Here is a 21,511-nt window from a genome sequence, read left to right on the forward strand (position 1 = left end):
CTACTGCCTACGCGGCGGGCCTATCAGCAGCGTAGCAGCAGAACGCCCGACGCTCCGCAGGGACCCTACGTCGCGCCCGGACGGCTATCCGGCAGCCTGTTTCTCGTTGCTGACGCCATGCGGCACATGCCCGGTGGCGACCACTTCGCAGGCCTTTTCGCAGTGCCCCGCCTGGTCGTCGAAGAACACGTCGGCGGCGAAGGCTTCGAGGAACGCGGCCTTGTCCAGGCCACCGAGGAACAGCGACTCGTCGAGGCGGATGTCCCATTCGCGCAGCGTACGGATCACCCGCTCGTGGGCCGGCGCCGAACGGGCGGTGACCAGCGCCGTGCGGATCGGGCAGGACTCCTGCGGGAATGCCTGCTGCACCCGGTTGAGCGCCGCGAGGAAGGGTTTGAACGGACCACCACCCAGCGGCTGGCGGGCGGACTCGCGCTCATGGGTCTGGAACGCTTCCAGCCCGCCCTGCTGGTAGACGCGCTCGGAGTCGTCGGAGAACAGCACCGCATCGCCGTCGAAGGCGAAGCGCAGCTCTCCATTGTTCTCCCGCCGGGTGCCTCCGGAAAGAATGGTGGCAGCGGCGAAACCGGCGTCCAACGCACTGCGAACATCGTCGATGTGGGTGGAGAGGAACAGGTGGCAGTTGAATGCCTTCAGGTAGGGATAGGGGCTGCGGCCACCGACGAAGGCGGCGCGGGAAATGCCCAGATCGTAGTGCTGGATCGAGTTGAACACCCGCAGGCCGGTATCGGCGCTGTTGCGCGAGACCAGAATGACCTCCACCGGCGCGCTGTCCGAGTCGCCGTTGAGCGCCAGCAGCTTCTGCACCAGCGCAAAGGCATCGCCGGGCGGTAGTACTTCGTCCTCTCGAGCGATCTGGTACTGGCGATAGGCTTCGACACCCTCGCGCTCATACACCTGATGGCTCTCGCGCAGGTCGAACAGCGCCCGCGAGGAGATCGCCACCACCAGTTTGTCGCCCAGCCCCTTCGCCATATCGCCCTCCGGTGTCGCGGCTCAACGAGCCTGGTTGCGCGCATCGATGAAGCGCAGGGCGCGGTACAGCGCCTCGATCCTCGGCAGCTCGCGCCCTGCCTTGCGCGCGGCCTCCAGCGGCGCGGCGTAGATCGCGCCCAGTTCCAGCGGACGGCACTGCGCGAAATCGTGGTACATGCTCGGCAGGTAGTCCGGCATGGCGTCGGTCGAGGCCAGCATCGCGCCGACGATGTTCGACGGCAGCGCATGACCACAGGCCGCTGCGCCCGCCACGACCTCCTCCATCAGCTCGGCGACCAGCGCACGGCTGTCGGGGTTGTCCATGATCGCCCGGGTACCGCTGTCGAGCAGCACCGAGAGACCGTTGTAGGGAATGTTCCAGACCAGCTTCTGCCAGCGTGCGAGCTCCAGACTGGGCATGGCATTGGAATCCAGTTCGGCGTTGCGGAACAGCCCGACGCCTTCTTCGACGATCGCCTGGCGCGCCGGCTCATCCGCCGCCTGGCCGGAGTGATACCCGATGTTCACCGCGCCGAAGGCCTGGTGCTCGACGACACCCGGCGCGGCGCGGTGCACGCAGATGAAGCAGAGGCCGCCCAGCAGATGCAGGTGATCCGGCAGCAGCGCGCGCAACTCGTCCTCGACGGCCAGGCCGTTCTGCAGCAGCAGGACCTTGGCCCCCTGGGCGGCCGCCTGGGCGATCAGGGGCGCCAGGCTGGCATTGCTGGTGGTCTTGGCGCCAACCAGCAGCCAGTCGCAAGGGGGCATCCGGGACACATCCTCGTAGGCATTCACCGGCGCCAGGCTCAGTTCGCCGTGCACCAGGCTGTTCAGGCGCAGTCCATTCTCCATCACGGCCGGGTACTCGCTGCGCAGCAGGAAATGCACGTCATAGCCGGCACGGGCCAGCATCAGGCCATAGAAACCGCCGATGGCGCCGGTTCCAATGATGCCGATTCGCAGATTCATCAAGGCAACTCCTCAGCCGGGCGCGACAGGCCGGCGCACAAGGCTTCGATCAGGGATTCGGGACGCAGGGCCGCGTGGACCGGGCCGAGAAAATGGCCGTCACGCACCAGGAACAAGGCCGGCAGGTGAAACACGCCGTAGCGCGCCACCATCCCGCCACTGTGGCCGGCATCGATCCAGCACAGACGATCCACCGGGAGCCCGAACGTCGGCAGCGTCGCCCGCGCCCAGCGACAGGACGAACAGCCCTCGCTGGTGAACACCAGCAGCGACACGCCAGTCAGGGAAAGCAGCCGGCGGTCGGCGTCCAGGTCGGTCAGCTCCAGGGCCGGCACTATACTCAAATGGCCAAGACTAGAAAGATTGCAGTCGGAGCATTCCGTCATGCGTCAGTTCCTGCGTCACCCTTGTGACCTTCCGGTTGAGCTGGTCATCCGCAAGCAGACCTTCCTGCCGCGCCAGCGCCTGCACAATATCAGCCTCGGCGGCGTGGCGTGCAACTCGCCGCGGGGCTTTCGCCGCGGCACGTCCATCGAGTTGCGCATCCCCCTGCTGGGCGATGCCGCCCGCTATCCGGGCGTCGTGGCCTGGAGCCGCAAGCAGAACAGCGAGTACGTCGTGGGCATCGCCTTCATCGACGAAGACACCCTGTTCCGTGCCCGCATGGTCGAGCAGGTGTGCCAGATAGAACGCTACCGGCGGCGGCGCGAGCAGGAGTCGGGCGTCGCCCAACCCATCGAAGAGCTCGCCCTGGAATGGATCGCGCACAACGCCCAGGACTTCCCATTGTTTTGCGCGGTCTGATCGCCACCCCGCAGAAAGTCGCGCAAATGCCCGTGTTGCGGGCATTTTCCTGCATCGGGCCATTGTCGAGGCTACGCCTGAACGGTTAAGGTTCGGGTTCCCCTTAGCGACACATTTGCCTGCGCCCCATCGCACGGGGATTCCTGGCGGCCGGCACCCGTGACCTGATTGAGTACCACGATGGCTGATTTACAGATCGACGACCTTAACGTTGCCTCCAACGAGACACTGATCACGCCGGAGCAGCTCAAGCGCGAAATCCCCCTGACCGACGCCGCCCTGCGCACTGTCGCCAACGGCCGCCAGGTCGTCCGCGACATCCTCGACGGCAAGGACCATCGCCTGTTCGTGGTGATCGGCCCCTGCTCGATCCACGACATCAAGGCCGCCCACGAATATGCCGAGCGCCTGAAGGTGCTGGCCGCGGAAGTCTCCGACACGCTGTTCCTGGTGATGCGCGTGTACTTCGAGAAGCCGCGCACCACCGTCGGCTGGAAGGGCCTGATCAACGACCCCTACCTGGACGACTCCTTCAAGATCCAGGACGGCCTGCACATCGGCCGCCAACTGCTGCGCGACCTCGCCGAGATGGGCCTGCCCACCGCCACCGAGGCGCTCGACCCGATCTCCCCGCAGTACCTGCAGGACCTGATCAGCTGGTCGGCCATCGGCGCGCGCACCACCGAATCCCAGACCCACCGCGAGATGGCTTCCGGCCTGTCCTCGGCGGTCGGCTTCAAGAACGGCACCGACGGCAGCCTGACCGTGGCGATCAACGCCCTGCAGTCGGTTTCCAGCCCGCACCGTTTCCTCGGTATCAACCAGGAAGGCGGCGTGTCCATCGTCACCACCAAGGGCAACGCTTACGGCCACGTGGTGTTGCGCGGTGGCAACGGCAAGCCGAACTATGACTCGGTCAGCGTCGCCCTGTGCGAACAGGAACTGACCAAGGCGAAGATTCCGCTGAACGTGATGGTCGACTGCAGCCACGCCAACTCCAACAAGGATCCGGCCCTGCAGCCGCTGGTGATGGACAACGTCGCCAACCAGATCGCCGAGGGCAACAACTCCATCGTTGGCCTGATGGTGGAAAGCCACCTGGGCTGGGGCAGCCAGCCAATCCCCAAGGACCTGTGCCAGCTACAGTACGGCGTGTCGATCACCGATGCCTGCATCGACTGGGACGCCACCGAAAAGGCCGTGCGCAGTATGCACGCCAAGCTCAAGGACGTCCTGCCCAAGCGTCAGCGCGGTTGAGGCTAGGCTCAAGGCACGAACGAAAAGCCGGGCGATTGCCCGGCTTTTTCATGCGCCCACCATTGCCGAGGATCCTACAAAAAGACCAATAAAAAACCGGGCATGAGCCCGGCTTTTTTGCCAGTGATCCGAGGATCAGAGCGCGGTATCGGTATGGCGCTGGCGGCGCTCCAGGTAGCGCTCCACGTAGGAGCACGACGGGATCACGCTGTAGCCCTTGCGCTCGGCGTACTGCAGGGCGTGCTCGGTAAGGGCGGCGGCGATGCCGCGGCCGCGCAGGCTGTCCGGGACGAAGGTGCGGTAGATGTCGAGCGTCTGCTTGCCCAGATCCATGTAGGCCAGGTAGGCACGATGGCCGTCCACCGTCGTGACGAACTGGTGGCTGGTTTCATCATGATGGATGGACAACGAGTCACTCACTTGCTCTCTCCTTCTGGGGTCTCACAACATGACCCGCACCTGATTGATCTTGTTCAGGCGGAGGAACATTTCTGCAGAGCCCGTCCCAAGCAGGACGGTGATATAGGCTCGGCCGTTCTCCACCTTGTGCAGCACACCCTGGTAATAGGCACCATCAAACGTGATGAACTGCAGGCGCTTGCCGGTGTACTGGGCAAGGCTGTCAACGCTAACGAACTCATATTGCTGCGTTCTAGCCTTCGACTCAACCGTTTCTTCAGCCGAAACCCTCTGAAGGTCGTTTTCCGGAGTGATTTTGCGCTTCAGCGGATCAACCCAGGCGAAACCCAATTGGGACACCGCTTCCTGATTGACCAGGATGCTGGGGCGCAACATGGCGATCACATCCTTGGGCTCGAAGAACTGTAGACCATCCCACGTCATCCCCTCGGTCGGGGTCAGCTCGATACGCAGCGAACGAGGGTCGCCCAGGTAGCGGCCATAGGCATCGAGCAGCGGCTTGTCCAGGGCGATACGCTGCTGACGCAGGGCCTTGTCGAATTTCTCCAGCGCCAGTGCCAGGTAGGCCGGCTGGTCGAGACCGAGCTTGCCACGACAGAACTCGGTGACCCGCCGCTGGTACTGGTTGTCGTCCATCTCCACGGTGACCTGCGAGATCCGTGGCGGGTTCAGGCGCATGTCGCCCGGACGCTCGGACACATTGGCCAGCGACATGCTCACGCGCGCATCGAGCATGTCGCGAGCATCGCTGCGCAAATTGAAAGTGAGCTTCTGCGCACCCGGCTCGAAGCGGTAGGAGAACTCGATATCCGACTGCAGGGTGCGATAGCCCATCTGCAACAGCTCATCCACGCCGATATTGCGGACATTGCCGCAGGCCACTTCGCTCATCGCGGTGAAGGCGCTCTTCTCGGCCGGCACGCTATACAGCTGCTGCACGAACGGGCCATGCACCTGCAACTCCACGCCTTGCAGCTCCAGCGCCAGCTGTTCCGGCAACTTCCGCTCGGCCAGACGCTCCTTGAAGCTCAGCAGCTCCTTCAGGCTATCGAACTTCAACTGGGCGTGGGCCACCTTGAGACTGTCGTGGGCCAGGGGCACGTTGATCACGACATTCTTGAGCCCGACCCGACCGTCGAAGGATGAGGAGATGCCGCCATAGCGGATCTCCATCATCGGCGACAACGCCGCAACCGCGTCATTGACGATGCTGCGCACGGACAGCCACAACGATGCCTTGATGATCAAGGCAATGGCGACCACAGCGATGAATATCCATTTGACGAGTTTCGACATGAAGCGGCGGTCCTTGCGAGAGCTGGGTGTCACAACAGGAGTAGTGGCAGCTTAACAGCACCCTCGAACTCCCTCCACGACAGCTTCCAGGAAATGCGTACGACTCCCCACACGGCCCGGATCATGGGTGACTCACCGGTCAGCCAAAGTGCTTTACGCCCGCCCCCCTCGCCAGTATGTTCTGGCCCACTTCCAACCAAGGACTAGCGCCATGAGTGAGCTGATCACCTACCAACTCGAAGACGGCATCGCCACCCTGACCCTGAGCAACGGCAAGGTGAACGCGATCTCCCCCGCCGTCATCGAGGCCTTCAACCAGGCACTGGATCGGGCGGAACAGGATCGGGCCGTGGTCATCGTGACCGGCCAACCCGGCATCCTCTCCGGTGGCTACGACCTGAAAGTGATGACCTCCGGGCCGGAAAACGCCGTCAACCTGGTGGCTGCCGGCTCCAGCCTGGCGCGCCGCATGCTCGCCCATCCCTACCCGATCATCATGGCCTGCACCGGCCATGCGGTGGCCAAGGGTGCCTTCCTGCTGCTCTCGGCGGACTACCGCATCGGCATTGAGGGCCCGTTCCAGATAGGCCTCAACGAAGTCGCCATCGGCATGACCATGCACCACGTCGGTATCGAACTGGCCCGCGACCGCCTGCGCCGCTCGGCCTTCACCCGCTCGGTGATCAACGCCGAGATGTTCAACCCGCGCGATGCCGTGGACGCGGGCTTCCTCGACAAGGTGGTGCCGGCCGAGCAACTGCAGGAAGCCGCCCTGGAAGCCGCGCGCCATCTGAAAAAGCTCAACATGACCGCCCACCGCAACACCAAGCTGAAAGTGCGCAAGCAGTTGCTGGAAACCCTCGACCGCTCCATCGAGCTGGACAAGAAACACCTCGGCTGACGCAGGCCGCAAGCGAAGCCCGGCCCCGTGCCGGGCTTTTTTCCGCCCATACGCCGGATAACGAACATTTACTATTGCTCTTTTAGCAACACTGATTAATCCGAATCGCTATTTTTCAAAAATTATTGCGGATTAACCTATAGATGAACCCAGAGAAAACCCCATCGGAGGTGTTCATCATGAAACTCAACGTTATCGCCGCAACCATCCTTGCCGCTGCCACCACGTTCGCCGCCCAGGCCAGCTTCGCCGAAGAATCCCCGCTGATGCAGGACCGCATGGTCAAGCTGACCCACAGCGTGCAGCAACAGCCGACCGAGCAGGCCGCCAGCCATCCGGTGAACGTGGAAGCCGCCGCCAAACAGGGGTAACGCCGGTCTCACCCACAGCAGGTGACATCATGCCATCGAACCCGATACGAAAAGCCCGGCTTGCGGCCGGGCCTTTCAAGGGTATCGAGGCGCCGTCACTCAGCGGCGGCCACGCCCTTGCGGTAGACCTCGTAGACCACCACGGTGGTGTCCTGGCCGGCCAGGTAACGCTCCACCAGAGGCTTCACATCCTTCCAGTCGAGCCCGCCGACACCGGTTGCCAGGCAGGGCAGCGCCACGCTGGCGACCCTTTCGCTCTGCAGATACCGGGCGAGCTCCTTCAGGCAATGCCCGACGTTCTCCAGTGTCGCCTTCGCCGGCCGCGCGGCACGCCCCGCGCCCTGCATGTCCTGAGTCAGCAGATTGACAATGCAGCGGGTGCCACCTTCGGCATCGACACCCGACCAGACCCAGATCGAGCCGGACTGCGGCGCATCCGAATGGGCGGCGTGACGGTAGTCGCGCACCATCGACGGCCAGCGCTCGCGCAGGGCCAGGGCCAGGCCGGAATCGAAATGGTCCTGCGGTGCGATGCCGTGCGCGATGACCTGGGCCTTGCTGAGCAGAATGTCGCCTTCAACGTATCGGATCATGGGAAGTTCCTTGCGTTCGGAATGTCCGAGGCAGCGTCGCGCTACCCCCTGACTTTCACGTTACGCCCGGCAACCAGCCCATGTTTGATGCGGGTCAAACGCCCATGAACCCTGTCCAGCTCTCGGAAACTTCCGAGCACTCCAGCCGCGCCCTGCGACGCCCAAGGCTCCGGGCGACCATCAATTCCCCTGATATTCGAAAGCAACCGGCTTCGTTATTCACCGCGCGGGGCGACAGCGACACTGAGCCATCGCAACCCATCGCCCGAGTCGCCACCATGAATCGCCAGGCCCATCGCTACGCTCGCAACGGCGCCCTCGCCGTCCTGGGGCTCTATACCATCGTGATCCTGGTGGTCATGGCACTGGCTGCCGGCTACGACAGCGTCCGCCGCGCGCCCGTGGACAACATCGACAGAACCGGGCTCTTCACCCGTATCAACCAGGCGTTGCCGGTCGCCCTGCAAGGCCTGCAGGACGCCCTGCGCCCACGCTCCTGATGCCTTCCGGCTGGCGCGGCCGGCCACCATGTCCAACACTGTCCGCGTGAGAGTCCGCGTCGTGGGCCGAGCGATCCCGCGCACCAGCCGCCGTTGGGGGAGTCATCATGGGCCGAGTCATCGCATCCGCCGTGTACAGCAAGGGCCACAAGGTCGCCGACATTCCCCTGGAAGCCGGCTATCGCTGGGCCTGCCAGCCCGACCACTTCGTCTGGACCGGCCTGCAGGAGCCGACACCGGAGGAAATGTACGACCTGCAGCGACAGTTCAACCTGCACGAACTGGCCGTCTCCGATGCCCTGGAGAAGCACAGCAGGCCCAAGCTGGAGACATTCGGCGATGCGCTGTTCATCGTCATTTACTCGCCGATCCGTGCCGATAACAGGCTGATGTTCGTGGAAACCCACCTGTTCGCCGGCATCGGCTATATCATCAGCGCACGTCACGGTTTCTCCCAGTCCTACTCGCAGGTCCGCCAGCGCTGCGAAGCGCGGCCACTGCTGCTGGCCCACGGCACCGACTTCGTGCTCTACGCCCTGCTCGACTTCGTGGTGGGCAACTACGAGCCGGTGGTGGAGGCCATTCGCGAGGAAATAGAAGAACTGGAGCAGCAGGTACTACGCAAGCCGCTGACCCAGGAGCAGATCGAGAAGATCTACGGCCTGCGCCGCGAAGTGCTCAAGCTCAAGCACTATGCCGCGCCGATGGTGGAGATCTGCCAGGAACTGCAGCGGCTCGACTTCCCCTTCATCGACAAGCAGATGCGCCCCTATTTCCGCGACGTGGCGATCCACGTCAACCGCCTGCTGGAAGACCTCACCACCCTGCGCGACGTAGCCAGCCAGACCATCGAGGTCGGCCTGCTGCTGGAGTCCTCGCGGCAGAGCGTGGTGCAGCGCAAGTTCGCCGCCTGGGCGGCGATCCTCGCCTTTCCCACGGCGGTGGCCGGCATCTACGGGATGAACTTCGAATACATCCCGGAGCTGCGCTGGCACTATGGCTACTTCCTGATCATGGGATTGCTGGCGCTGGGCTGCGTAGGGCTGTACATCAGTTTCAAGCAGGCGGATTGGCTGTGATTGTGTAAACCGAAAAGCAATCGCGGACAAAGTCCTCCTACGCCCGCCGGAACCTTCCGTAGGAGCGGACTCCGTCCGCGATCGACCCGGATTCGCACCAATCTCACCCGTAACACCACCCCAAGGCACAAACAAAAACGCCGCTCGAATGAGCGGCGTTTTCAGTCAGCGCGGCAGGCGTCAGGCTACGCTCTTCTTCTCGTCACGACCTTGCTGGACAAAGCGCATCATCCATTCGCCGACGGTCGTGCCCTGGTGCGGACGCGAGAGGCTGTCGATGCCGGACTGGAACACCGGCTCGCTGAAGACGTGCTTGCGCAGCTCGAGGATGGCCTGGGAGTAGTCGCTCTGGAACTCAGGATGGCCCTGGAAGCACAGCACCTGATCACCGATGGCGTAGGCCGCGTTCGGGCAGAAGTCGCTGGAGGCGATGCGACGCGCGCCGTGGGGCAGCTCGGTGACCTGGTCCTGGTGGCTGACCAGCAGGGTCAGGCCATCGCCCGACGCCGGGCTCATCCACTCCGGCTGCTCCTCGATGCGATAGTCGTGGATGCCCACGCCCCAGCCCTGGCTAGCACGCTCGGTCTTGCCGCCGAGCACCAGCGCCAGCAACTGGTGGCCGAAGCACACGCCCAGCAGCTTGTCACCGCGCTCGTAGAGCTTGAGCACGTAGTCCTTGAGGGTCTGGATCCAGGGATCAGTGCCGAAGGAGTCCGCCTTGCTGCCGGTCACCAGGTACGCATCGAACTTCTCATCGTCGGGCGGGTAATGCCCTTCCACCACGTTGTAGACCTTGAACTCGGCCGGAACGGGTTGCTTGGCGAACAGTTGCTGGAACATCCAGCCATAGCCCTTGTACTGGTCGATCAGTTCGGGACGGAGGATGTCGGTTTCCAGAATGCAGATATGCAACGACATGCAGAGGTGATTCCTGGGGGGTTAGCGGCTGATAACGGTGGTTTTCCTGACACTATGAAACGCGCGTGAAAATTACGCCCTATTTTTTCACCACACAAGATGGCAGCGCCGATTCTTGTGCAGGAATTTCAGGGGAAATACCGGAAAAGCCGCCGCCCTTCAATTGCATGGACGCACAGGGGTGACGGCCGGTCGGCAAGGATTCAGCCCAAGGACAGCGTTCGCAGGATCGAGTTCGTCTCCAGTACCTGTGCATATGCGCCTTGCAGGTTGCCCAGGGACATGGCGTGGACCTCTTCCGCGCGGCGCAGCACACCGTTGAAATCACGCTTGTCGAAGGCGAAGCGGGCGTCCGCCACTACCTGCGTGGCAAAGCCCAAGTTGCCCGCCGTACGCGCCGTGGCCTCCACCGAATTAATGGGAAGGCGTCGTCCTACGGTTTGCGCAGGCAAGAAAAAACCGGTCACGGGACCGGTTGCTTCTTTAAATAGCGACTAACTGCACGCCGAAAACCCTATGCGAGTCCCCAGACCTTGCAGGTGCGGGCCTGCTCGCGAACAGCCCCGCTGCGAGGCTGGGTTCGCGAGCAAGCTCGCTCCTACAGGTACGTTCAGAAATTCTCGCCGCGGGCGGCCTTCTCCAGCAGCAGCGCCGGCGGCAGGAAGCGCTCGCCGTACTGCTCGGCCAGGTACTGGGCGCGGGCGATGAAGTCCTTCAGACCGTACTGGTTGATGAACTGCAACGCACCACCGCTCCAGGCCGCGAAGCCGATGCCGAAGATCGAGCCGATGTTGGCGTCGGCGGTGGAGGTCAGCACGCCCTCCTCCACGCAGCGCACCGTCTCGATGGCCTGCACGAAGAGAATGCGGTCGCGTACGTCCTCGGCGGATATCTGCGCGTCGGCCTTCTCGAAGCGCTGCTTCAGTTCCGGCCACAGGCGCTTCCTGCCATTGGCGGGGTAGTCGTAGAAACCGGCGCCAGCGGCTTTGCCCGGGCGCTTGTATTCGTTGACCATCAGGTCCACCACGGCGAAGGCCGGGTGCTGCGGCATCACCTTGCCTTCGGCCTCCAGATCCTTGCGGGTCTGCTCGCGGATGTGGCTCATCAGGCTCATGGACACTTCGTCGCTGATCGCCAGCGGGCCCACCGGCATGCCGGCCTGGCGCGCCTGGTTCTCGATCATCGCCGCCGACACGCCCTCGCCGAGCATGGCCACGCCTTCGTTGGTGAAGGTGCCGAACACGCGGGAAGTGAAGAAGCCGCGGCTGTCGTGGACGACGATCGGAGTCTTCTTGATCTGCAGGACGTAGTCGAAGGCGCGGGCCAGGGTGGCGTCGTCGGTCTTCTCGCCACGGATGATCTCCACTAGCGGCATCTTGTCCACCGGGCTGAAGAAGTGCAGGCCGATGAATTTCTGCGGCCGCGCCACGGCTTCGGCCAGGCCGGTGATCGGCAGGGTCGAGGTGTTGGAGGCGATCACCGCGTCCGGCAGCGCGGAGGACTCGGCAGCAGCGCTGACCCTGGCCTTCAGGCCACGGTCTTCGAACACGGCTTCGATGATCAGGTCGCAGCCTTCGAAGTCGGCGTCGCTGGCGGTCGGCTTGATCCGCGCGAGGAAGGCGTCGCGTTTCTCGGCGCTCATCTGGCCCTTGCCGACCTTCTTGTCCAGCAGGCCGGCGGAGTAGGCCTTACCCTTCTCAGCCGATTCGATGGAGACGTCCTTGAGCACCACCTCGATGCCGGCGGCGGCCGAGACGTAGGCGATGCCCGCGCCCATCATGCCGGCGCCGATCACCCCGACCTTCTTCGTCTGCTGCGGCGCGATGCCCTGCGGGCGCGACTTGCCGGCGTTGATCTCGTTGAGCTGGAACCAGAAGGTGCCGATCATGTTCTTCGCCACCTGGCCGGTGGTCAGCTCGGTGAAGTAGCGCGCCTCGATCAGTTGCGCGGTGTCGAAGTCCACCTGCGCACCTTCCACGGCGGCGCACATGATCTTCTCCGGCGCCGGGAAGCAGCCCTTGGTCTTGTCGCGCAGCACGGACGGGGCGATGGCCAGCATCTGCGCCACAGCCGGGCTTGCCGGCGTGCCTCCGGGGATCTTGTAGCCGGCGCTGTCCCACGGCTGCTTGGCGGCCGGGTTGGCGGCGATCCACTCGCGGGCCTTGGCCAGCATGTCTTCGCGGCTGGACGCCAGTTGGTGAATGAGGCCGGCCTTGAGCGCCTGGTCCGGACGTACCTTCTTGCCCTCGGCCAGGTACGGCAGGGCTTTCTCCAGGCCGAGCAGGCGCACCATGCGCACCACGCCGCCGCCACCGGGCAGCAGGCCCAGGGTGACTTCCGGCAGGCCGAGCTGGACGTGGCTTTCGTCCAGGGCGATACGGTGGTGGCAGGCCAGGCAGATTTCCCAGCCGCCGCCCAGGGCCGCGCCATTGATGGCGGCGACCACGGGCTTGCCGAGGGTTTCCAGGCGGCGCAGCTGGCCCTTGATGACCAGGATGCCTTCGTAGAAGGCTTGCGCTTCTGCCCGGGTGACCTTGATCAGTTCATTGAGGTCGCCGCCGGCGAAGAAGGTCTTCTTCGCCGAGGTGAGCACCACGCCGGCGATCGAATCCTTCTCGGCTTCCAGGCGCGCGACGATGCCGGTCATGGCCTCGCGGTACGCACCGTTCATGATGTTGGCGCTCTGGCCGGGCATGTCCATAGTCAGGACGACGATGTTGTCCTGGCCTTTCTCGTAACGGATGGCGTCGGTCATTTTTGTTCTCTTCCCGTGGTGGGGACCTGTAGGAGCGAGGGGGGCGCCCAGTCCTTGCTCGCGAAGCTCTGGGCGGTTCGCGAGCAAGTCCGCTCCTACCAAAAGTCAGATTCGTTCGATGATGGTGGCGATACCCATGCCGCCGCCCACGCAGAGGGTGGCCAGGCCGTAGCGCAGGTTGCGCCGCTCCAGCTCGTCCAGCAGGGTGCCGAGGATCATGCAGCCGGTGGCGCCCAGCGGGTGGCCCATCGCGATGGACCCGCCGTTGACGTTGACCTTGCTCTCCGGCACGCCCATGTCCTTCATGAACTTCATCACCACCGAGGCGAAGGCTTCGTTCACCTCGTAGAGGTCGATGTCCTCGGCCTTGAGACCCGCCTTGGCCAGTGCCTTGCGGGTGGCCGGCGCGGGGCCGGTGAGCATGATGGTCGGGTCGCTGCTGGTCACCGCGGTGGCGACGATGCGCCCGCGCGCCTTCAGGCCCAGCTCGCGGCCCTTGGCTTCGGAGCCGATGAGCATGGCGGCGGCGCCGTCGACGATGCCGGAGCTGTTGCCCGGCGTGTGCACGTGCTCGATGCGCTCCACATGGCTGTACTTGCGCAGCGCGGTGGCGTCGAAGCCCATCTGCCCCATCATCTCGAAGCTGGGCTTGAGCGCGCCGAGGCCTTCGAGGGTGGAATCGGCGCGGATGAACTCGTCATGGTCGAGCAGGACGATGCCGTTCTGGTCGGTCACCGGCACCAGGGATTTGCCGAACAGCCCTTCGGCGCGGGCCTTGGCGGCCTTCTGCTGGGAACGCAGGGCGAAAGCGTCGACGTCGGTGCGGCTGAAGCCTTCCAGGGTGGCGATCAGGTCGGCGCCAATGCCCTGGGGGACGAAGCTGGTGTGCAGGTTGGTTTCCGGGTCCATCGCCCAGGCGCCGCCGTCGGAGCCCATCGGCACGCGGGACATCGACTCTACGCCGCCGACCACCACCAGGTCCTCGAAGCCCGAACGTACCTTCATGGCGCCCAGGTTGACCGCCTCCAGGCCCGAGGCGCAGAAGCGGTTGATCTGCATGCCGGCAACCGTTTCGTCCCAGTCGGCCACCAGCGCGGCGGTCTTGGCGATGTCTGCGCCCTGGTCGCCCACCGGAGTCACGCAGCCCAGCACGAGGTCATCGACCTGGGTGGTGTCCAGCCGGTTGCGCTGCTGCAGCGCGCGCAGGACGCCGGCCATCAGGTTGACCGGCTTGACGCTGTGCAGCGCGCCGTCCTTCTTGCCTTTGCCGCGGGGAGTGCGCACCGCGTCGTAAATGAATGCTTCGGTCATGGCGTTCTCTCTTAGAGTTGTCGTCACGCAGGCGTGGCGTGTCGGCCTACCTTAGCGGCGTGACGGCCATCGACAATGACCGCAGCGCTCAGGCGCATTGACCGCCACGCTCAACCTCCGACCGGCGGGCAGAAGGCCGGAGGCTCTATGCAAGGCCTGCGACGGAAGCCGGACAAACGGTCGCTACGCGGGCCAGAGCTGTCACGCCATCGTCATATAGATGGAATATGCCTGAACCTGCAGGACTTGCTGCCAGATGGTCTAAGCCCGCGTCGCTCCAGGCTTAGACTCCATCTTGCAACTTCAATTCGTAGAAAATGCCAAGAGTGCCGCCGCCGGGTTTTGCCGGGGTGGCAACGGAACCAGAAGCCAAGGCGCTGGCTCCACTGCCGACAGGCCGTGAGTGCGGATCGGAACCAGGCCAACAACAAGAAAGGCGGAAGGCCATGATGGATCGACAATCAAGAAAATGGCGTCAGGCTAGCCTGATCGTCTTTGCCACCACAGTGGTGCTGATCATCCCCAACCTGAGTCGTCTGGTCAGCTAGGGACAATACACCGGCGACCCCGTTGCTGCGTACCACGTGCCGCCATCCGCGAGCCACGGTCAACGCAGCGCGGGCGTCACCTCCGCAGCTCCCCGCCTTCTGCTATGGTTCGGCCGCCCTCCCCGCTCACGGAACCGACCATGCGCCCACTGCTGCTGTCCTTGCTGCTGCTTTGCCCAACGGCGTTCGCCGCCACCCTGACCCTCGACCTGCCCGACGGCCAGCATCGCCTGACCACCGAACAGCTGCTGGCCAATCCGCAGGCGCGCGACGTCGAAATCGCCAATGACGTGTCCTACAACCGCACCATGCATTACCGCGCCGTACCCCTGGCCGCGCTGCTGGGCGGCGTGAAGTCCGGCGACCACCTGCAAGCCGTGGCGCTGGATGGTTTCGCCGCCGAACTGCCGGCCGCGCCGCTGCTGGCCAGCCAAGGCTCGCGCGCCTGGCTGGCCATCGAAGAACCGAACCAGCCCTGGCCGGCGCTGGGTGCCGGCAAGCCCTCGGCCGGCCCGTTCTACCTGGTCTGGACCGATCCCAAGGTCGCCGGCATCGGCTCGGAACAATGGCCCTTCCAGGTCGCCAGCATCCGCTACCTTGCGCCGCTGGCCGAGCGTTTCCCCGCCCTGCTACCGGCCAAGGACGCGCCGAAGGCCGTCCAGGCAGGCTTCGCCCAGTTCCAGAAGAACTGCCTGGCCTGCCACCGCCTCAATGGCGCCGGCGACTCCCAGTTCGGCCCGGACCTGAACCTGCCGCACAACCCGACCGAGTACTTCGCCGCCGGTTATCTCAAGCAGTACATCCGCGATCCGCAGAGCCTGCGGCACTGGCCGGAAGCACGGATGAAAGGCTTCGCCCCGGACGCGATCAGCGACGCGGAGCTGGATCAGTTGCTGGCCTACCTGCAGCACATGGCGGGGCGCAAGGCGAAGAACGCCATCCACTGACACCCAGCGCGGGGCTGGCGACCACATTCTTGTCAGCCCCAGGGCCCAGAACTACGCTGCAAGAGCGTGCCCTCCCGCGATGGGTACGTTGCCGTCAACGCAGGTGCCAACTTTCGGCGCAGTTCGGCCGCAGAGGCTCCCAGAACCAAGAACAACAGGAGTCGACTCATGTCATCAGTGCAATTGTCTTCAGGGAAAGTCGCGGCGCTGGCCTTCGCCGGCGTCAGCCTGCTCGGCAGCGCCTCCCTCCAGGCCGCCGATGCGCTCAAGCAACTGGGCCAGCCCGAAGGCGCCCTCGACATCATTGCCTGGCCCGGCTACATCGAGCGCGGCGAGAGCGACAAGAACTACGACTGGGTCACTCAGTTCGAAAAGGACACCGGCTGCAAGGTCAACGTGAAGACCGCCGCCACCTCCGACGAAATGGTCAGCCTGATGGCCAAGGGCGGCTACGACCTGGTCACCGCCTCCGGCGATGCCTCTCTGCGGCTGGTCTATGGCAAGCGCGTGCAGCCGATCAACATCGACCTGATCCCCAATTGGAAGAATGTCGACCCGCGCCTGCAGAACGCGCCGTGGCACACGGTGGACGGCAAGCACTACGGCACGCCCTACCAGTGGGGCCCGAACGTGCTGATGTACAACACCAAGGTCTTCCCCAAGGCGCCGCTGAGCTGGAGCGTGGTGTTCAGCGAGCAGAAGCTGCCCGACGGCAAGAGCAACAAGGGCCGCGTGCAGGCCTACGACGGACCGATCTACATTGCCGACGCCGCCCTGTACCTGAAGACCACCAACCCCGCGCTGGGCATCCAGGACCCCTACGAACTCAACGAGGAGCAGTACGCCGCCACCCTCAAGCTGCTGCGCGAGCAGCAGAAGCTGATCCACCGCTACTGGCATGACGCAACGGTACAGATGAGCGACTTCAAGAACGAGGGGGTCGCCGCCTCCGGTTCCTGGCCGTACCAGGTCAACGCACTGGTGGGCGAGAAGCAGCCGATCGAATCGACCATTCCGGTCGAAGGGGTGACCGGCTGGGCCGACACCACCATGCTGCACGTCGACGCCAAGCACCCGACCTGCGCCTACAAGTGGCTGAACTGGTCGCTTGAGCCCAAGGTGCAGGGCGACGTGGCCGCCTGGTTCGGCTCGGTCCCCGCGTCCCCCGCCGGCTGCACCGGCAGCCAGTTGCTCGGACCTCAGGGCTGCGCCACCAACGGCTAGGACCAGTTCGACCGCATCGCCTTCTGGAAGACCCCGCAAGCCACGTGCGGCCAGGGGCAATGCGTGCCGTACAGCCGCTGGACGCAGGACTACATCGCGATCATGGGCGGGAGGTGACGCGGCCCCGCTTCACTGCTGACCTGCAGGAGCGAGGGGGACGCCAAGCTCCTGCTCGCGAATGGTCCCGCTGCGGGGCTGGTTCGCGAGCAGGCTCGCTCCTACGAAGAGCCGCCCTCCCGGACGCCCTCGCCCCCATGCGCTACCTTTTCTGAAGCAGCCCCGCCACTCAGGTAGCCAGCAGCATGACCACAGCCGTCCAGTTCACCGAGGTGAGCCGTCATTACGGCGATGTGCGCGCCGTCGACCGGGTGTCCATCGAGATTCGTGACGGCGAGTTCTTCTCCATGCTCGGCCCGTCCGGCTCGGGCAAGACCACCTGCCTGCGGCTGATCGCCGGCTTCGAGCAGCCCACCTCGGGCTCCATCCGCATCCACGGCCAGGAAGCCGCCGGGCTGCCGCCCTATGAGCGCGACGTCAACACCGTCTTCCAGGACTACGCGCTGTTCCCGCACATGAGCGTGCTGGAGAACGTCGCCTACGGCCTGAAGGTGAAGGGCGTGGCCAAGGCCGAGCGCTTGAAGCGCGCCGAAGAGGCCCTCGGCATGGTCGCCCTGGCTGGCTACGGCGGCCGCAAGCCGGCGCAACTCTCCGGTGGCCAGCGCCAGCGCGTGGCGCTCGCCCGCGCCCTGGTGAATCGCCCGCGCGTGCTGCTGCTGGACGAACCTCTGGGCGCGCTGGACCTCAAGCTGCGCGAACAGATGCAGGTGGAACTGAAGAAACTGCAGCGCCAGTTGGGCATCACCTTCATCTTCGTCACCCACGACCAGGGCGAGGCGCTGTCCATGTCCGACCGCGTGGCGGTGTTCAACAAGGGCCGCATCGAACAGGTCGATACCCCGCGCAACCTCTACATGAAACCGGCCACGCGCTTCGTCGCCGAGTTCGTCGGCACCGCCAACGTGCTGCGCGGGGAGCTGGCGCAGCGCCTGCTCGGCGAACCCCGTCCGCACTCGCTGCGCCCCGAGCACGTGCGCTTCGGCCGGGCTGGCGATGGCGAGCTGGAAGTCAGCGGCACCCTGTTCGACGTGCAGTACATGGGCGCCAGCAGCCGCTACGAGATCGAACTGGACAACGGTGCGCGCCTGATCGCCGCCCTGCCCAACGGCGAGCGCGAGGAGCGCCGGCCGCAGCCCGGCGAGCCGGTCACCGCCTGCTGGGCACGCAGCGCGCTGGTGCCGCTGCTGGAGGAACCGGCGCCATGAACCCCATGCGCGGCCTCTCCAGCTTCCTCTACCGGCGCAGCACGCTGTACCTGCTGATGCTGCTGATTCCGCCGCTGCTGTGGTTCGGGGTGATCTACATCGGCTCGCTGTTCGCCCTGCTCTGGCAGAGCTTCTACACCTTCGACGACTTCACCATGACGGTGACGCCGGAGCTGACCCTGGCCAACTACAAGACGCTGGCCAACCCGGCCAACTACGACATCGTGCTGCGCACCCTGGGCATGGCCATCAGCGTCTCCATCGCCAGCGCCATCCTCGCCTTCCCCATCGCCTACTACATGGCGCGCTACGCCGGGCCCAAGGAAAAGGCCTTCTTCTACATCGCGGTGATGCTGCCGATGTGGGCCAGCTACATCGTCAAGGCCTATGCCTGGACGGTGATCCTGGCCAAGGGCGGCATCCTCTACTGGGTGATCGAGCACCTGCACCTGCTGGGCCTGCTCGACCTGCTGCTGAACGTGCCGGGCGTGGGCGGCAACACCCTGTCCACCTCGCACATCGGGCGCTTCTGGGTGTTCACCTACATCTGGCTGCCGTTCATGATCCTGCCGATCCAGGCCTCGCTGGAGCGCCTGCCGCCGTCGCTGCTGCAAGCCTCGGCGGACCTCGGCGCGCGCCCGCCGCAGACCTTCTTCCAGGTCGTCCTGCCCCTGGCCTTCCCCGGCGTGGTGGCCGGCTCGATCTTCACCTTCAGCCTGACCCTGGGCGACTTCATCATCCCCCAACTGGTCGGCCCCAGCGGACTGTTCATCGGTACGATGGTCTACGTGCAGCAGGGCGCGATCGGCAACATGCCGCTGGCGGCGGCCTTCACCCTGGTGCCCATCGTGCTGATCGCCGTCTACCTCTCCATCGCCAAGCGGCTGGGGGCCTTCGATGCGCTCTGACGACAACCGCCCCTCCTGGTTCCTGCGCCTGGCCGCCTGGGGCGGCCTGGTGTTCCTGCATTTTCCCATCCTGATGATCCTGCTCTACGCCTTCAACACCGAGGAGTCGGCCTACAGCTTCCCGCTGCAGGGCTTCACCCTGAAGTGGTTCAGCATCGCCTTCGCCCGTGGCGATGTGCTCGACGCCATCTGGCTGTCGGTGAAGATCGCCTGCGTGGCCACGCTGATCGCCATGCTCCTCGGCACCCTGGCCGCCGGCGCGCTGTACCGCCGCGACTTCTTCGGCAAGGAAAGCATCTCGCTGATGCTGATCCTGCCCATCGCCCTGCCCGGCATCATCACCGGTATCGCCCTGCTCTCGGCGTTCAAGACCCTCGGCATCGACCCCGGCTTCCTGACCATCGTCATCGGCCACGCAACCTTCTGCGTGGTGATCGTCTACAACAACGTGATCGCCCGCTTCCGTCGCACCTCGTTCAGCCTGATCGAAGCGAGCATGGACCTGGGCGCCGACGGCTGGCAGACCTTCCGCTACATCATCCTGCCGAACATCGCCACGGCGCTGCTGGCCGGCGGCATGCTGGCCTTTGCCCTGTCGTTCGACGAGATCATCGTCACCACCTTCACCGCCGGCCACGAACGCACCCTGCCGCTGTGGCTGCTCAACCAGCTGAGCCGACCGCGCGACGTGCCCATCACCAACGTCGTCGCCATGCTGGTGATGCTCGCCACCATGCTGCCGATCCTCGGCGCCTATTACCTGACGCGGGGCACCAGCGACGTGGCAGGCAGCGGCAAGTAACCCGCAAATCCATCAACCGCACCTGCACGGAGGACGCGATGCAAACCAAACTCCTGATCAACGGTCAGTTCATCGCCGGCGAAGGCGAGAAGCTGGACATCCTCAACCCCGCCACGGGCGAAGTGCTTGGCCAGGTCGCCGAGGCCAGCGAAGCCCAGGTGGACATCGCCGTACGCGCCGCCGACCACGCCTTCCACGGCTGGTCGCAGACCACGCCGAAAGACCGCGCCATGCTCCTGCTGCGTCTCGCCGAGCGCATCGAGGAGCACGCCGAGGAGCTGGCACGTCTGGAGTCCGACAACTGCGGCAAGCCCTACGCCGCCGCCCTGAACGACGAGATCCCGGCCATCGCCGACGTGTTCCGCTTCTTCGCCGGCGCCTGCCGAGTGCTGCCTGGCTCCGCCGCCGGCGAGTACCTGCCCGGCTTCACCTCGATGATCCGCCGCGACCCGGTGGGCGTGGTCGCCTCTATCGCGCCGTGGAACTACCCGCTGATGATGGCGGCGTGGAAGCTCGGCCCGGCGCTGGCCGCCGGCAACTGCGTGGTGCTCAAGCCCTCGGAGCAGACCCCGCTGACCGCGCTGCGCCTCGCCGAATTCATCGCCGAGCTGTTCCCCGCCGGAGTGGTGAACCTGGTGTTCGGCCGTGGCCCGACGGTGGGCGCGCCGCTGGTGAGCCACGACCTGGTGCGCATGGTCTCGCTGACCGGCTCGGTGGGCACCGGCAAGGCCATCATCAAGAGCGCCGCCGATAGCGTGAAACGCCTGCACATGGAACTGGGCGGCAAGGCGCCGGTGATCGTCTTCGACGACGCCGACCTGGAAGACGTGGTGGCCGGCATCCGCACCTTCGGCTTCTACAACGCCGGGCAGGACTGCACCGCCGCCTGCCGCATCTACGCCGGCAAGAAGATCTACGACAACTTCGTCGCCGACCTCGCCAGCGCGGTAGCGAGCCTGAAGACCGGCCTGCAGAACGACCCGAACACCGAGCTCGGTCCGCTGATCACCGCGGCGCAGCGCAGCCGCGTGTCCGGCTTCGTCGAGCGGGCCAAGGCCAGCCCGCACATCCGCATCGCCACGGGCGGCAATGTGGTGAGCGGCAAAGGCTTCTTCTACGAACCGACGGTGGTGGCCAACGCCCAGCAGGACGACGAGATCGTCCGCCGCGAAGTGTTCGGCCCGGTGGTCTCGGTGACGCCCTTCGGCGATGCGGAAGAAGCGATCCGCTGGGCCAACGACTCCGACTACGGCCTCGCGTCCTCGGTCTGGACCCGCGACGTCGGCCGCGCCTCGCGGGTGGCGGCGCGCCTGCAGTACGGCTGCACCTGGGTGAACACCCATTTCATGCTCTGCAGCGAAATGCCCCACGGCGGCTTCAAGCAATCGGGCTACGGCAAGGACCTGTCGATGTACGGCCTGGAGGACTACAGCGTGGCACGGCACATCATGATCAAGCACTGAATCGCGCGCGGATGCCTTACCTGTAGGAGCGAGGGGGACGCCATCGCCATTGCTCGCGAACAAACCCCGCTGCAAGGCTGGGGTTCGCGAGCGAGCTCGCTTGTATGGCGTAGGGTAGGAGCCTGTC

General features: G+C 65.1%; 20 protein-coding genes and 2 pseudogenes. 12 read left to right on the forward strand and 10 right to left on the reverse strand.

What is annotated here, in order from left to right:
• Positions 1–84: 84 nt before the first annotated feature.
• The 3 genes from ACYCAX_RS21270 to ACYCAX_RS21280 are packed head-to-tail and all read right to left on the reverse strand — an operon-like array spanning position 85 to position 2,351.
• Positions 85–996 (reverse strand): 5'-nucleotidase, encoded by a 912-nt coding sequence (locus ACYCAX_RS21270; RefSeq protein ID WP_294975512.1) that lies wholly within the window; start codon positions 994–996, stop codon positions 85–87.
• Positions 997–1,017: 21 nt separating this feature from the next.
• The gene (locus tag ACYCAX_RS21275; RefSeq protein WP_460248772.1) at positions 1,018–1,965 is read right to left on the reverse strand and encodes a putative 2-dehydropantoate 2-reductase; all 948 of its coding nucleotides are present in this window, start codon (positions 1,963–1,965) and stop codon (positions 1,018–1,020) included.
• Complete coding sequence (locus ACYCAX_RS21280; protein ID WP_041711905.1) at positions 1,965–2,351, reverse strand: YbbN family protein; 387 nt, start codon at positions 2,349–2,351, stop codon at positions 1,965–1,967. The genes ACYCAX_RS21275 and ACYCAX_RS21280 overlap by 1 nt, the downstream gene beginning before the upstream one ends.
• On the opposite strand from ACYCAX_RS21280, the gene ACYCAX_RS21285 reads away from it, so the two are divergent.
• Together ACYCAX_RS21285 and ACYCAX_RS21290 are read left to right on the forward strand one after the other, a co-directional pair.
• Positions 2,350–2,769 (forward strand): PilZ domain-containing protein, encoded by a 420-nt coding sequence (locus tag ACYCAX_RS21285; RefSeq protein WP_015476833.1) that lies wholly within the window; start codon positions 2,350–2,352, stop codon positions 2,767–2,769. The two genes, ACYCAX_RS21280 and ACYCAX_RS21285, sit on opposite strands and share 2 nt — an antisense overlap.
• A 180-nt stretch (positions 2,770–2,949) precedes the next feature.
• A complete protein-coding gene (locus tag ACYCAX_RS21290; RefSeq protein WP_015476832.1) occupies positions 2,950–4,026 on the forward strand; it encodes a 3-deoxy-7-phosphoheptulonate synthase in 1,077 nt (358 codons plus the stop codon).
• Positions 4,027–4,161: 135 nt separating this feature from the next.
• Here ACYCAX_RS21290 and ACYCAX_RS21295 read toward each other — a convergent pair whose 3' ends face one another.
• On the reverse strand, positions 4,162–4,446 hold the full coding sequence (locus tag ACYCAX_RS21295) for a GNAT family N-acetyltransferase (RefSeq protein ID WP_015476831.1): 285 nt from the start codon (positions 4,444–4,446) through the stop codon (positions 4,162–4,164).
• A gap of 21 nt (positions 4,447–4,467) precedes the next feature.
• Positions 4,468–5,742, reverse strand: a complete 1,275-nt coding sequence (locus ACYCAX_RS21300; RefSeq protein ID WP_460248773.1) for a hypothetical protein — start codon at positions 5,740–5,742, stop codon at positions 4,468–4,470.
• A 211-nt stretch (positions 5,743–5,953) separates the two neighbouring features.
• Between ACYCAX_RS21300 and ACYCAX_RS21305 the strand changes: the two genes are divergently transcribed.
• Both ACYCAX_RS21305 and ACYCAX_RS21310 read left to right on the forward strand, forming a co-directional pair.
• Entirely contained in the window at positions 5,954–6,643 is a 690-nt protein-coding gene (locus ACYCAX_RS21305; protein ID WP_015476829.1) for a crotonase/enoyl-CoA hydratase family protein, read from the forward strand.
• 179 nt (positions 6,644–6,822) lie between these two features.
• Entirely contained in the window at positions 6,823–7,014 is a 192-nt protein-coding gene (locus ACYCAX_RS21310; RefSeq protein WP_294975495.1) for a hypothetical protein, read from the forward strand.
• 95 nt (positions 7,015–7,109) lie between these two features.
• Here ACYCAX_RS21310 and ACYCAX_RS21315 read toward each other — a convergent pair whose 3' ends face one another.
• A complete protein-coding gene (locus tag ACYCAX_RS21315) occupies positions 7,110–7,607 on the reverse strand; it encodes a macro domain-containing protein (protein ID WP_294975492.1) in 498 nt (165 codons plus the stop codon).
• Between the two features lie 278 nt (positions 7,608–7,885).
• Between ACYCAX_RS21315 and ACYCAX_RS21320 the strand changes: the two genes are divergently transcribed.
• Positions 7,886–8,107, forward strand: a complete 222-nt coding sequence (locus ACYCAX_RS21320; RefSeq protein ID WP_294975490.1) for a hypothetical protein — start codon at positions 7,886–7,888, stop codon at positions 8,105–8,107.
• A gap of 107 nt (positions 8,108–8,214) precedes the next feature.
• A complete protein-coding gene (locus ACYCAX_RS21325) occupies positions 8,215–9,186 on the forward strand; it encodes a magnesium and cobalt transport protein CorA (RefSeq protein WP_015476825.1) in 972 nt (323 codons plus the stop codon).
• 180 nt (positions 9,187–9,366) lie between these two features.
• On the opposite strand, the gene ACYCAX_RS21330 is transcribed toward ACYCAX_RS21325, so the two are convergent.
• The 4 genes and pseudogenes from ACYCAX_RS21330 to ACYCAX_RS21345 all read right to left on the reverse strand — a co-directional run bounded on the left by ACYCAX_RS21330 (position 9,367) and on the right by ACYCAX_RS21345 (position 14,170).
• Positions 9,367–10,104 carry an amidotransferase gene (locus tag ACYCAX_RS21330; RefSeq protein ID WP_294975484.1) on the reverse strand — a complete coding sequence of 246 codons (738 nt, stop codon included), beginning with the start codon at positions 10,102–10,104 and terminating at the stop codon, positions 9,367–9,369.
• A gap of 203 nt (positions 10,105–10,307) precedes the next feature.
• Positions 10,308–10,520: pseudogene (locus ACYCAX_RS21335) on the reverse strand (cysteine hydrolase); the annotation flags it as partial.
• A gap of 194 nt (positions 10,521–10,714) precedes the next feature.
• Positions 10,715–12,859: a 3-hydroxyacyl-CoA dehydrogenase NAD-binding domain-containing protein gene (locus ACYCAX_RS21340; protein ID WP_294975481.1), complete on the reverse strand. Its 2,145-nt coding sequence runs from the start codon at positions 12,857–12,859 to the stop codon at positions 10,715–10,717.
• 105 nt (positions 12,860–12,964) lie between these two features.
• On the reverse strand, positions 12,965–14,170 hold the full coding sequence (locus tag ACYCAX_RS21345; RefSeq protein WP_015476819.1) for an acetyl-CoA C-acetyltransferase: 1,206 nt from the start codon (positions 14,168–14,170) through the stop codon (positions 12,965–12,967).
• Positions 14,171–14,858: 688 nt separating this feature from the next.
• Here ACYCAX_RS21345 and ACYCAX_RS21350 point away from each other — a divergent pair.
• From ACYCAX_RS21350 to ACYCAX_RS21375, 6 genes and pseudogenes are all read left to right on the forward strand, one after another.
• Positions 14,859–15,665 carry a cytochrome c gene (locus tag ACYCAX_RS21350; protein WP_015476818.1) on the forward strand — a complete coding sequence of 269 codons (807 nt, stop codon included), beginning with the start codon at positions 14,859–14,861 and terminating at the stop codon, positions 15,663–15,665.
• Between the two features lie 168 nt (positions 15,666–15,833).
• Positions 15,834–17,006: pseudogene (ydcS, locus tag ACYCAX_RS21355) on the forward strand (putative ABC transporter substrate-binding protein YdcS).
• Between the two features lie 185 nt (positions 17,007–17,191).
• Entirely contained in the window at positions 17,192–18,211 is a 1,020-nt protein-coding gene (locus ACYCAX_RS21360; RefSeq protein ID WP_015476816.1) for an ABC transporter ATP-binding protein, read from the forward strand.
• Positions 18,208–19,119, forward strand: a complete 912-nt coding sequence (locus ACYCAX_RS21365) for an ABC transporter permease (protein ID WP_460248774.1) — start codon at positions 18,208–18,210, stop codon at positions 19,117–19,119. The genes ACYCAX_RS21360 and ACYCAX_RS21365 overlap by 4 nt, the downstream gene beginning before the upstream one ends.
• Positions 19,109–19,921: an ABC transporter permease gene (locus ACYCAX_RS21370; RefSeq protein WP_015476814.1), complete on the forward strand. Its 813-nt coding sequence runs from the start codon at positions 19,109–19,111 to the stop codon at positions 19,919–19,921. The genes ACYCAX_RS21365 and ACYCAX_RS21370 overlap by 11 nt, the downstream gene beginning before the upstream one ends.
• A gap of 38 nt (positions 19,922–19,959) precedes the next feature.
• Positions 19,960–21,384 (forward strand): gamma-aminobutyraldehyde dehydrogenase, encoded by a 1,425-nt coding sequence (locus ACYCAX_RS21375; RefSeq protein WP_460248775.1) that lies wholly within the window; start codon positions 19,960–19,962, stop codon positions 21,382–21,384.
• The last annotated feature ends 127 nt before the right edge of the window (positions 21,385–21,511 follow it).

The organism is Pseudomonas sp. MT3, from assembly GCF_054720805.1.